Origin of the sequence: Psychromonas saccharinae, assembly GCF_051201515.1 — a bacterium.
GTDB lineage: Bacteria > Pseudomonadota > Gammaproteobacteria > Enterobacterales > Psychromonadaceae > Psychromonas.
The window spans coordinates 54,050-67,548 of sequence record NZ_CP195153.1; the positions used below are offsets into that span (position 1 = coordinate 54,050).

The 13,499-nt window shown below is 38.2% G+C and carries 8 protein-coding genes; 2 read left to right on the forward strand and 6 right to left on the reverse strand.

Features of this window, described 5'->3' with window-relative positions; translation table 11 throughout:
- Positions 1 to 185: 185 nt before the first annotated feature.
- From hslU to ACR30L_RS00260, 4 genes are all read right to left on the reverse strand, one after another.
- The gene (hslU, locus tag ACR30L_RS00245) at positions 186 to 1,526 is read right to left on the reverse strand and encodes an ATP-dependent protease ATPase subunit HslU (protein WP_435236055.1); all 1,341 of its coding nucleotides are present in this window, start codon (positions 1,524 to 1,526) and stop codon (positions 186 to 188) included.
- 12 nt (positions 1,527 to 1,538) lie between these two features.
- Positions 1,539 to 2,093 carry an ATP-dependent protease subunit HslV gene (gene hslV, locus ACR30L_RS00250; protein ID WP_435236056.1) on the reverse strand — a complete coding sequence of 185 codons (555 nt, stop codon included), beginning with the start codon at positions 2,091 to 2,093 and terminating at the stop codon, positions 1,539 to 1,541.
- 163 nt (positions 2,094 to 2,256) lie between these two features.
- Positions 2,257 to 3,261 (reverse strand): substrate-binding domain-containing protein, encoded by a 1,005-nt coding sequence (locus ACR30L_RS00255; protein ID WP_435236057.1) that lies wholly within the window; start codon positions 3,259 to 3,261, stop codon positions 2,257 to 2,259.
- A gap of 118 nt (positions 3,262 to 3,379) precedes the next feature.
- Positions 3,380 to 6,466: a beta-galactosidase gene (locus ACR30L_RS00260; RefSeq protein WP_435236058.1), complete on the reverse strand. Its 3,087-nt coding sequence runs from the start codon at positions 6,464 to 6,466 to the stop codon at positions 3,380 to 3,382.
- Positions 6,467 to 6,787: 321 nt separating this feature from the next.
- On the opposite strand from ACR30L_RS00260, the gene ACR30L_RS00265 reads away from it, so the two are divergent.
- Together ACR30L_RS00265 and melB are read left to right on the forward strand one after the other, a co-directional pair.
- A complete protein-coding gene (locus ACR30L_RS00265) occupies positions 6,788 to 8,902 on the forward strand; it encodes an alpha-galactosidase (RefSeq protein ID WP_435236059.1) in 2,115 nt (704 codons plus the stop codon).
- A 709-nt stretch (positions 8,903 to 9,611) separates the two neighbouring features.
- Positions 9,612 to 10,976 (forward strand): melibiose:sodium transporter MelB, encoded by a 1,365-nt coding sequence (gene melB, locus ACR30L_RS00270; protein ID WP_435236060.1) that lies wholly within the window; start codon positions 9,612 to 9,614, stop codon positions 10,974 to 10,976.
- Between the two features lie 90 nt (positions 10,977 to 11,066).
- Here melB and ACR30L_RS00275 read toward each other — a convergent pair whose 3' ends face one another.
- Both ACR30L_RS00275 and argS read right to left on the reverse strand, forming a co-directional pair.
- The gene (locus ACR30L_RS00275) at positions 11,067 to 11,606 is read right to left on the reverse strand and encodes an SPOR domain-containing protein (protein ID WP_435236061.1); all 540 of its coding nucleotides are present in this window, start codon (positions 11,604 to 11,606) and stop codon (positions 11,067 to 11,069) included.
- Positions 11,607 to 11,608: 2 nt separating this feature from the next.
- Positions 11,609 to 13,357: an arginine--tRNA ligase gene (gene argS, locus ACR30L_RS00280; RefSeq protein ID WP_435236062.1), complete on the reverse strand. Its 1,749-nt coding sequence runs from the start codon at positions 13,355 to 13,357 to the stop codon at positions 11,609 to 11,611.
- Between the last annotated feature and the right edge of the window lie 142 nt (positions 13,358 to 13,499).

The following is a 13,499-nucleotide window of genomic DNA, read 5'->3' on the forward strand; positions in this document are numbered from 1 at the left end:
TAATAACATTTTCAATTAATATTGCCAATAATTTTAATTATTGTGCTTCAATTGATATTAATACCTATTGATGATGCAGTTTAGAGGGGAATTATTAAGGATACTGAGTTAGCAACGTGTTATACAAAAAGACACACCGATTTAAGTGTGTCTTTTAGATAGTTAATTGAATAACTTATTCTTTTTTATAATATATAGCGGCTTAGATCTTGGTTATCTACTACTTCATCAAGTGCGTTACCTACATAGGCTTCATCAATGATAATCGTGTCACCGTGTCGATCTGAAGCTTCGTAGGATAGTTCATCCATAATACGCTCCATTAAAGTATGTAAACGTCGTGCACCAATATTTTCGGTGGTTTCATTCACATACCAAGCAGATTTAGCAATTTTATTGATGCCGTCTTCGGTGAATTCAATCGTTACACCTTCAGTGGCTAACAGCGCTTGATATTGTTCACTCAGCGATGCTTTTGGTTCTGTTAATATACGTGCAAGATCAGCTTCTTTAAGGACTTCAAGTTCTACACGAATCGGTAAACGACCTTGTAATTCTGGGATCATATCGGAAGGTTTAGCAACCTGGAAAGCACCCGATGCAATGAATAACATATGATCTGTTTTGACCATGCCGTGTTTAGTATGAACGGTTGAACCTTCAATTAATGGTAATAGATCGCGTTGAACACCTTCACGAGATACATCTGGACCAGAACTTTCACCACGTTTACAGATTTTATCAATTTCATCAATAAAGATAATACCGTTATTTTCAGCAGCATAAATTGCTTTTTCTTTTAAATCTTCTTGGTTAATTAGTTTTGCTGCTTCGTCTTCAACTAAAGATTTTAACGCATCTTTAATTTTCATTTTGCGCTTTTTAGTTTCATTTTTACCGGATAAATTTTGGAACATGCCTTGAAGTTGATTGGTCATTTCTTCCATGCCTGGAGGCGCCATAATTTCAACACCAATTTGTTGTACAGGTACATCAACTTCGATTTCTTTATCGTCTAATTTACCTTCACGTAATTTTTTACGGAAAGACTGACGTGCGGCTCCGTCTTCAATTGCTGGTGTGTCAGGATTCCATTCCGTTGTTGTTTTAGCGGGTGGAATAAGAATATCTAAAATACGGTCTTCAGCTAAATCTTCTGCTTTCGCTGTTACTTTTGCTAATTCTTGTTCTTTGGTTATTTTTATCGCGGCTTCAACGAGATCTTTAACGATACTTTCTACTTCTTTACCCACATAACCGACTTCGGTGAATTTAGTTGCTTCGACTTTAATAAAAGGGGCGTTGGCTAATTTTGCTAAGCGTCGTGCAATTTCTGTTTTACCCACACCGGTTGGACCGATCATTAGAATATTTTTTGGGGTAACTTCTTGACGGATTTCTTCATCAAGTTGCATACGGCGCCAGCGATTACGAAGTGCAATAGCAACAGCTCGCTTGGCTTGATCTTGACCTATGATATGGCGATTTAGCTCAGCAGCTATTTCTTTGGGAGTCATATTAGACATAATTGTTTATTCCTATTGATTGCTTTCTAGTTCGGCTGGAACATCATATTCAATGCATTCGATGGTTTGATTACTATTGGTAAATACACAAATATTGCCAGCAATCGTTAGTGCTTTTTCTACGATGGTTTTGGCATCTAAGTCTGTATTTTCTAGTAATGCAGTTGCAGCTGATTGTGCGAAATTACCGCCTGATCCAATGGCAATTAGATCATTTTCAGGTCTAACTACATCGCCATTACCGGTAATGATATAAGAATGTTTAGCATCCGCTACTGCTAATAAAGCTTCTAATTTACGTAGCATTCTGTCGGTACGCCAATCTTTAGCTAGCTCTACCGCTGCGCGTTCTAAATTACCCTGATGGGCTTGTAATTTCGCTTCGAATCTTTCTAATAGTGTAAATGCATCTGCTGTACCACCAGCAAATCCTGCAATTACTTTGTCGTTGTATAATCGGTGTACTTTACGCGCGTTACCTTTCATAACGGTATTGCCGAGAGAAACTTGACCGTCACCACCAACAACGACTTGGTTGCCGCGACGTACTGAAACAATAGTAGTCATATTAATACCTTTACTTGGAATTTGAAGGAGTCATCGATCCCAAAATGAATTTTCAAGTAATTTGGGAGACTATCTTAAATATATATGGGGGGACGATAGTATTTTCAAGGGAGATAAAAATGAAAACATCAAATTGTTTACTTACATTGATTAACTGTATGGTTTATTTGATATTTATTACCGATGCTCGGCGTACTAATGTCGGTACAAATAATTTATTTGTTGTCCGTTGTGCCTTTTCATTATTTGCTAATTGTAAAGATAGTTTAACCGCTTCCTTTGCCATCACTTGAATCGGGTAATGAATCGTTGTGAGTCTTGGATAAATATAACGTGCAATGTGGCCATCATCAAAACCAATAACAGACATATCTTCCGGTATACGTATGCCATTTTCATGAAGCAACACTAAGCAGCCCGCAGCCATATCATCGTTATAAGTGGCAACGGCAGTAATTGGAGTATTTTTAGCAATAAGGTTAACCATTGCTTGTTCTCCGCCTAATTCGTTGGGTTCATTATATTCAATATATTCATCCCTTATTTCTAAACCATTATCACGTAGAGCATCCATATAACCCGCTTTACGATCGTCTGCATCTTCTATGGTATGACTCGAACAGATATAGCCAATGTGTTGATGACCATTTTTAATTAAGTATTCGGTCGCCATATAGGCACCTTTATGATTATCTAACGCAATACAATGATCGGCGATGGCTGGTACAATCCGATTAATAATGACCATTCCCGGAATTTCACTGGCTAGTTCAGTTAATTCTGAATCCGATAGCCCTTTACTATGGATAACAAGGGATTCACAACGGCTATTAATTAATAGGTTAATGGCATTTCGTTCTTTTATCGGATCGTGGTAACCACTGCCGATTAATAGTTGTTTTTCCTGTTCGCTTGCGATGGTTTCAATGGCTTTTACCATTGTGCCAAAGAACGGGGAAGATACATCGTTAACGAGTACACCTATGGTATTTGAAGACTTACTCACGAGTGCTCGGGCATTGGCATTGGGGCGATACCCTAACTTAGCCATTGCTTTTTTTACCGAAGCAATCGCTTCTTGGCTCGTGTGTGGTGCATTATTAATGACTCGAGATGTAGTCGCAATTGATACGCCTGCTTCCCTTGCAACATCTTTTATCGTCGCCATGTTATCCCCTTAATTAACTATTGGTTTTATTAAACAACGGATATAAGCATAAAACAAATACAACCGATGGGATTTTAAGAAAAACCCGACATGAAGCCGGGCTTGCGATTAATTAATATTATTGAGGTGTTAAGGTTATTGAATATTGGTAATGTTTATCGCTAAGTTGGAATTCTTTATGCACACTTGGACTCCATGAATCATCGCCACCAATTCCCATATGCTGATGATCAATACAAACATAAATTTTGTCCTCGGTCGTTAATTCATTAGTGTGTTTAGCCTGTGTGAGTTGTTGCTGACTAAATTGACTGACCGCAAACATAAAGTTACCAGATATTTGTAATGAATTGATATCCAATTTATGTGTACCACAGCGAAGGCCGTTATCCGTTGGAAAAATATAAGGTGTATAAAGATCGGTTAATGAATGGGTATATTGACCATATCGAGCAGCAGTGAGTCGATCTGGATAGTTTTCAAAGGGACCTAACCCTACCCAATTAATTTGTTCTGAATTATTGAGTTTAGGTAATATTAATTCAACTCCAATACGTGGCATTGGTGGCAAACTATCGGCTAATTTTACACAAATTTCGAGTTGTAACTGCCCTGAGCTATCAACGGTATGCGCCCACTCTGTTATTGCTTGGATGGTACTATTATAACGATAAGCAAAGGTTGATGTGACCTTGATAGTATTGCTTAGTGTGTCGGTTTTACATGCGATACATTCACGTTGCCATTGACCGATACCGGCTGCATCCCAACGACAAGACCAAGCACTTGGATCGATTAAATCGACTTCACTAATACCAATATCGTTATCTAATGGCGCGCGATAAAAATTATCTAATGGCGGGGAGAGTAATTGTTTTTGACCTGACACTGTCCATTCGATAAGCAAACCTGTTTTACTATCCCAGCGCCATTGATTTATTTTATCTTGGCTAATGATTTGTATCTCATCTTGTGCGATGACTAATTCAGGTGCTTTTTTACTATTCATTATTGGTAACGAAAGTGAGCTTGTATTGCAAAGAGAAAATTGTTCAGTCGCAATAATATGCCCTGCATCAGCCCAGGGAGTTTCATTCATTAAAACAATATCAGTATTTAAATGATAAATTGCATCGACTTTAGGTTGCCATTGCATTTCTATATTAATTGTTTGGTGTTCATTTGGTTTGATATCTAAGACTATATAGCCTGAATCAATAATTTTTCCATTTTCCAATAACGTCCAGTTAAGTTGTTCATTATCGGTATGCCTAAATAGATTTTCATTGTGTAATGTTAGTGTGCATTGTTGATTGCTTTGTTTAACGAGTAATGCAGTGATCATTCGTTGACAGTATTTCGCTTCCTCGATAGTTGGGTGAGGCGTGCGATCTGGAAACATTAAGCCATTAATACAGAATTGACGATCGTTAATATGATCTTCAAAATCACCGCCATAGGCCCAAAAATGTTGGTTATTCTGATCGGTTTTACTTAATCCTTGATCAACCCAATCCCAAATAAACCCACCTTGAAGACGAGGGTATTCTCTAAATGCATCCCAATATTCATTAAAGCTACCAAGACTATTTCCCATCGCATGTGCATATTCACATAATATAAGCGGACGTTGCTCATTGATTAGCGATACCCATTTTTTAATGGGCCATTTGGGTACGGCTTCATCTTCAATAACAGTATTTACACGTGCGTACATCGGGCAAATAATATCGGTTGCCGTTGTATTCGCACCTCCGCCTTCATATTGTACTGGACGGGAAGGATCAAATTGCTTTGACCAAGCATGCATTGCATTATGAGTACTGCCATGTCCAGATTCATTACCGAGGGACCAAATAATAATAGATGGATGGTTTTTATCACGTTGTACCATTTGAGTGTAACGACTCATATAAGCGTGTGACCATTGCGGATCCGCCGATAAGCGACTCATCGGCATCATGCCATGGGTTTCTATATTCGCTTCATCGCAAACATATAAACCGTATTGATCACATAATTCATACCAGCGAGGATGATTAGGATAGTGTGCCGTACGGACCGCATTAAAATTGTATTGTTTCATCAAACAAATATCGCGGATCATGTTTTCTTCTGTCATCACATGACCGAGTTCAGGATGGTGTTCGTGACGATTTACACCGCGAATAAGCAATGGCTTACCATTTAAACATAATTGCCCATCAATAATAGCGACCTTGCGAAAACCTATTTGATAAGATTCGCTTTCTATATGCGCTCCGTTTTCATCTAATAAAGAGATTACGCAGCGATAAAGGTTAGGGGTTTCTACTGTCCATTTTTTAGGTTCGCGTAATGATAATGTTTGAAATACCACATCATTATAACTGCCGCGATCATCTATTTTTCGATTATTGGGGTTCGCGATGGCAGGCTCTGTTACAGATTCCTCGTCATCGAATAACTGAACACGTACTTGATAGGTTTCTGGTGCAGATATTTTAGTAACAATAGATAAACTACCATCGCGATAGCAAGCATCGAGATCCGGTGTAATAAATACATCTTCAATGCATTGTTTAGGTTTAGATAATAAAGTGACATCACGGAAAATACCGCTCATCCACCACATATCTTGATCTTCTAAGTAACTACCGTCACTCCAACGGATAACCATGACCGTAATAGTATTGTCACCAGCGTGTACATAGTTGGAAAGATCAAATTCAGCGGGGAGGCGACTATCTTGACTATAACCTACCCATATTCCATTACACCAAAGGTGGAATGCTGAATTAACGCCATCAAAAATGATTCGTTGTGTTTCTGCCAATGCAGCTTCGGTTAGCGTGATATGAGTACGGTAACAACCGGTCGGATTTTCTTTAGGTACAAACGGCGGATTAACGGGAAAAGGATATTTTACGTTGGTATAGATTGGCTTATCGTAACCTTGTAACTGCCAATTAGAGGGAACGGTAATATTATCCCATTGATTATCGTTGAAAGTTGGATTAATAAAATCATCTTCAACCTGTTCTGGAGATGGAAATAATTTAAATTTCCACTGCCCATTTAACGAGGTGTGTTGTGCTTTAATGTTTTGCTGAGCATGAGCAATTTTTCGGTAACTTGCTAGTGGACTGTGGCCATTAAGGCAATGGATATTTACGGATTGCGGATTTTCCCAGTCGCGTCGTTTTATAATTTCTGAAATCGCCATTTGCTTGCCTTCCTCGTTAATGTATTAGTGCTAGTCCCAATTTTATATAAATAATAATGAATGACAGGAAACGTTTCCATGACTGGTGACTGATATTTTTAGTATTTCTATATATTTTTATTTTTGTGTGATCATTGTCTATGTTTAGCTTGTGCAGGTTTTAAGGTGTATTGGGTGTATTAGATATCAGAAATTCAATATGGATTAATCACCAGCTTAATTATTTAATTGGGAAACGTTTCCATGTTATTGAGTTGATCACAGAAACTTTTATGTTTTTCGTTAATATGCACTTAAATAAAATAATAGAGGCTGTCAAATATGGTAGATAACACATTGATTAACCTGATAGGGCATCAAACTCAACTCTTGGTTGAAATGGGAAGCTTTGCTGAAATATTACATTGGGGGCAGGCAATAGAAGGTGACTTAGCCTCTTTTAGACAAGCTCTCCATCGTCCAGTTCCCTATGGTCGATTAGATACTGATATTGCAATGACATTAAGCCCTGAATTAGGTCGTGGAGTATTTAGTAGCCCTGGCATCGAAGGGCATCGTAATGGGTTGGATTGGAGTCCTGTTTTTATTATTAAAGAAATCAATACAGATAAACAAGCCGTTAAAATTACCAGCGAAGATAAACAGGCCGGATTACAATTAATCACAGAGTTATCTATTAACAATAATGATGTTATTCAAACTCGCCATACCTTAACGAATACGAAACAAGACGTTTATCATGTAAATCGGTTTGCAAATACATTACCGCTCCCAGCCCGAGTTAATGAATTAATGACTTACTATGGTCGTTGGGTTAATGAGTTTCAAACGCAACGACAATCATTAATTCAAGGGGGATATCAGCAGGAAAATCGCCGAGGGCGAACCTCTCATGAGCATTTCCCTGCATTAGTTGCTGGGACTGCACACTTTGGTGAACTTGATGGTGATGTGTGGGGATTTCATTTTGCTTGGAGTGGTAATCATCGATTGCGTGTTGATGTTAAAGCCGACGGACGGCGTTTTATGCAGGCAGAAGTGATTTATTTACCCGGTGAAGTGATGTTAAGCCAAGGTGAAAGTATCACGACACCTTGGTTATATGGCAGCTACAGTAACCAAGGCTTAAATGGGATGAGTCAGCAATTTCATGCCTATGTACGAAATTCGATATTGCCTAGTGGGTTTGCCAAACAACCGAGGCCTATTCATCTTAATACTTGGGAAGGCATCTACTTTGACCATGATCCAAAATATATAATGGATATGGCAACGCAGTCCGCAGAAATGGGTGTTGAGCGCTTTATTATTGATGATGGTTGGTTTACGGGACGGAATAATGATAAAGGTGGATTGGGTGATTGGTTTTTAGATGAAAAAAAATATCCAGACGGGCTAAAACCGGTGGTTGATCATGTTAATGCACTCGGCATGGAGTTTGGCTTATGGTTTGAGCCTGAAATGATTAATAAACAATCGCATTTATATCGTCAACACCCTGATTGGTTATTGGCCATCGAAGGGTATGAACAACCGACGGGTAGAAATCAATATGTTATTGATTTACAGAATAAAGATGCTTTTACTTATCTGTTTGAGCGATTAGATTATTTTCTTAGTCAGTACAATATCGCTTATATAAAATGGGATATGAACCGAGAGATCGTACAACCAGGACATTCAGGTTATGCGGCGGCGGCGAAGCAGGTTGAGTTGTATTATCAATTACTTGATATGGTGAGAGAGAAACATCCTAAATTAGAGATTGAGTCCTGTGCTGCTGGTGGCGGGCGAATAGATTTTGAAGTATTAAAGCGTACGCATCGGTTTTGGGCATCTGATAATAACGATGCACTAGCACGGCAATCTATTCAGCGGGGAATGAGTTACTTTTTCCCACCAGAAGTGATGGGGAGTCATATTGGTGCTAGCTATTGCCATAGTACACGACGTCGACATAGCGTTGAATTTAGAGGATTAACCGCCTTATTTGGTCATATGGGGGTAGAGCTTGATCCTGTAAAAGAAAACAAAGAAGAAAAACAAGGGTTTGAACGTTATATTCAATTACATAAAACATATCGAACACTTTTACATAATGGACACACCTGGCGTATTCCCTGTGATGATAAAGCGCAGCAAGTTCATGCAGTTATTTCCGATGATCAATCTGAAGCACTTGTTTTGATTTCACAGTTAGCAATGCCGACATATGCGCTCAGTGGAATGTTACGCATCCCTGGATTGAATGATTTGGCGCTATATCGTATCTCTGTTATTGATAAACCTGGAAATTATAATGATATTGTGAATTATCAACCTCCTTGGACACTGCATGAAAGTCAATTGTCAGGAGTATGGTGTAGGGAAATAGGGTTAACGATGCCTATTTTGGATCCTGAAAGTGCAATACTTATTAGGTTACAACGAATTTAAAATATTATATCTTTCATTATTTTTTACTGTATAGGGTTGTTTTTACTGGAATAAAGTATGAGCAACCTATTTTACTCATCCCTCTTTAATTTCCTTTATTAACCTTTTATACCCGTTACCATTCAATATGCAGAAATCAGCAAGACGAGAGGTGAACAGATTCTAGGCATAAAGGTGAAGATCTAACGGGTTAAATCGAGACTTTATAACAACGAAGATGTTTGCCTCTCGTCTTGCCCTGCGGGTCACTAGCTCGTTTCTTATAAACCATGGCAATACTGCGTTATAACATTCGATAAGGACTAGCCATTAAAGATGTAAAGTCTTGTTTTTACATCTACCGATAGAGGATTAACGCAGTTAATCGCTCGAAAGGTCTTCATGTTACGCCTTGCCTTGGTATCCGAGCTAGTGACTGATAAACGCAATCTTGATTGGTAACGGGTATATACGGCGATGGAATCGTTTTCACTTAAAATCATTAAAAAACATACTTTTCAATCAAAAAACAGGTGTTTTTTATCTTGAAAGTACTTTTGTTGTGATCGCTATCAGTTTTTTAATGTTATTTGTGGAAACGTTTACACAAATGGTTGTTGATCACAGAACTATTTTTATTCAGCACGTAATATTCAATGCATAAATTAATCAATCAAGTGAGACCTACTGATTCTAATTCGAGAACTGTAACTTGCTAGAAGGAAAATACATGTCTGATAATATTACGCTAAAAACCAAAATGTCCTATGGTGTTGGTGCGTTAGGCAAAGACTTTGCTTGCGCACCTATCTATATCTTTTTAATGTTTTATTTTACCGACGTCGCAGGTCTACCAGCGGCATTTGTAGGTACTATTTTTCTGGCTGCGCGTATTATTGATGCAGTTACCGATCCTATGATGGGAGTTATCGTTGATAATACACGTTCTAAACTAGGTAAGTTTCGACCTTGGATATTAATTGGTACATTTTTAAATGCCGGTGTCTTAGTTGCGCTCTTTTGTACGCATTACTTTGAAGGCACTGCGTTATATATCTATGCAACTGCAATGTATATTCTATGGGGATTGACCTATACGATTATGGATATTCCATATTGGTCATTAATTCCTGCATTATCGAGTTCTCGTGCTGAACGTGAAAAATTGGTTGTTTGGCCACGTCTTTTCGCTAGCTTAGCGTGGTTTATTACCGGTTCATACGGCTTATATATCGTTGGTGTGTTAGGTGATGGCGATCAAGGTGAAGGTTTCTTTAAAGTATCAATGATCATTGCGGTGTTATTTATTTTAAGTGCATTATTAATTGCACGTAATGTAAAAGAAAAAACCGCAGAAGTGACTGCGAAACCAGCACAAAAATTTGGTTTTAAAGATGTATTAACCATTATTGGTAAAAACGACCAATTAAAAGCATTAATTGGTACCATTATGTCTTTCCAAGTGGCTAACTTATTAGTTGGTGGTTTTGCTATTTATTATTTTTCCTACGCATTAGGTAACCCTGAGTTATTCCCAATTTACATGATGGTTGCCGGGGCAGCTGAAGTTTCTGGGGTCTTTTTATTCCCACGTTTAGCGGCATTTCTTCCGCGTAAAAACCTGTGGTTAATCGCCTGTGGTTTCCCTATCTTATCTTGCTTCGTTTTGCTTGCAATGGGTATTATCACCCCTGGAAATGTGTTTTTAATTGGGTTGTCGGGCGCTGCTATCAAATTTGGTATTGGGATTGCCAATGCGTTACAAACCGTTATGTTAGCTGATGTTGTTGATTATGGAGAACATAAAACAGGGCATCGCAGTGAGAGTGTTATTTTCTCTGTGCAAACAATGCTGGTTAAATTTGCCGGTGCTGCTGGTGCGTTTATTGTAGGTGTTGGTTTGTCTATGGTGGGTTATATTCCGAATGTAGAGCAGTCTAGTGATACGATTATGGGAATTGAAGTGATGATGATTGGTTTGCCGATTATACTTATGACGTTAAGCGCAATCATTTATAAACGTTACTACCGTCTACACGAAGGTTTTAATAAAGAAGAAGAGATAGTATTTGAAGGGACGTTAGCGAAAGCATAGGGATTATACCCATGACCACTCGGTTTATTATGAATGGTCATGGATAAATAAAAGCAGCTTTTACTATTAGTAATAGCTGCTTTTATATTGTTAACGCCAATACCAAATTTGGCAGCCATTAATTTTAGCGCGTTGTAATTGATGACGTTGTTTTTCCGCTAATCTTTTTCGTTCGTAAGGACCCAAAATAACGCGGTACCAGTTACCAGTATGTTTCACAATACTATTTAAACCTTGAAAAGCAATTTTTGCCTTTAAGGATTCAGCATCATCTTTATTACGAAATGAACCACATTGCATTTGATAAGGACGAGTCGATTTTTTTTCCTCTGGAATATCAACAACAACCTCTTTCGTTTTGAGCATACTTTCGTATTCCCATTTTGGCTGAGGCTTTTCTGGTAATTCATCTTCTGATTTTACAGGCGTCTGTTTTGTGGCAACAACAGGTGTTTCTTCTGGTTTATCAACGGCAAACATAAAGTAACCGATAAAACCCATTAATAAAATAGCGCCAAAAACAGCTAAAAAAGGAAATCCCTTTTTAGGTTGATTACGTTTACCTGCTTGGCTTCTACGTGCAGGCTTTCTTTTCGTAGTGGTTGGTTTTCGTTTATTAACAGGTGCCATGTTTACATGCGTTCCAATGTATTAATACCAAGTAGTGATAAGCCTTGTTTGAGTGTTTTTGCTGTTAATGCAGCTAATTTTAAGCGGCTTAGCTTTTGTGACTCTGTCTCTGCACTTAAGATTGGGCAAGCTTCATAGAAACTAGAAAATAGACCAGCAAGTTCAAATAGATATGAACATAAGACATGTGGCATGCCTTGTTTAGCAACTTGGCTAATAATTTCATTAAATTGAATGAGTTTATTAGCTAGGTCGATCTCTTTTTCTTCCGTTAAAGAGACGGGTGCGGTAATACTGTCAATTTCAATACCCGCTTTATTAAATATACTGCTAACACGTGTGTAAGCATATAATAAATAAGGTGCTGTATTGCCTTCGAAACTTAACATGCTATTGAAACTAAAAGTGTAATCACTTGTACGATTTTTAGAAAGGTCAGCATATTTAACGGAAGAGATACCAACCACAGAGGCAATATGACGAAGCTCACCTTCGGACATGTCTTGGTTTTTCTCTTTTACCAATTCATAGGCGCGTTCTTCAGCTTCCGTTAATAAATCCGATAATTTAGGTGTTGAACCTGCACGGGTTTTAAACGGTTTACCGTCTTCCCCCATAACGGTACCAAAGGGCATATGTTCAAGTGACGTTTCTGGTTTTACGAAGCCAGCTATACGTGCTACTTCAAATACCTGTTGGAAATGTAATCCTTGACGAGCATCGACGAAATACAGGACGCGATCGGCACCTAACGTATTTTGACGGTAACGCATGGCGGCAAGATCTGATGTTGCATATAAGAAACCACCATCTTTCTTTTGAATAATAACGGGTAATGGTTCGCCGTCTTTATTTTTAAAGCTGTCTAAGAATACACACTTCGCACCTTGGCTTTCTTTCAATAATCCTTTGGCATCTAAATCACTGACCACAACTGCTAAGTCTTTATTATATGCGCTTTCGCCGCGTACATCGTCGACGGTTAAGCTAACACCTAAACGCTCATAAGCTGCTTGGCAATGTGCAATACTGATATCTTTAAATTCTTTCCACAATGTTAAACATTGTTGATCACCACTTTGTAATGCAACCACTAAGTCACGGGCACGGTTTGCAAAGGTTTCTGATTCATCAAAACGACCCTTTGCAGCGCGGTAAAAAACTTCAAGATTAGCAAGGTTTTTATTAATCTCTTCGCCTTTTGCTCGTAGCTCTTCCATATAGGCGAGTAGCATGCCAAATTGCGTTCCCCAATCGCCAACATGATTTTGACGAATAACGCGATGTCCTTGAAACTCTAGGGTTCGCGTAACGGAATCACCAATAATTGTTGAACGAAGGTGTCCAACATGCATTTCTTTTGCAAGGTTAGGTGATGAATAATCAATCACAACGGTTTGTGGTGTTGCTGTTAATTCAACATTTAAACGCGTATCCGAAAAAGCATTATCTATTTGTTTTTCCAAGAAATTTGGATTAATAAAAAAGTTAATAAAACCAGGGCCTGCAATTTCAGTTTTACTCACTAAGTCAGAGGCTGGTAAGTGTTGAGTAATCAACTCTGCTAATGCACGTGGATTTTGTTTCGCTGGTTTCGCAAGCATTAATGCAAGGTTGTTGGCAAAATCGCCGTGAGATTTATCTTTAGTGCGATCAATAACAATGCGCGGTTGAATATCTTCAGGAAGTATATTTTGAGATTGTAGAGAAACAATTGCTTGTTCAAGTAGTTGCTGAATATGCGCTTTCATAGATAAATCACCAATAGGGACAGACGAATAAATATGCGCAATTCTACAGTTTATAAGCGGGGAAGACTAGTTTCGTGATAATAAAAAAATGTAAATTGATTTTCTGTTTAGCGTGGAAAGAAATTCTGATAAAAGGGGAAGT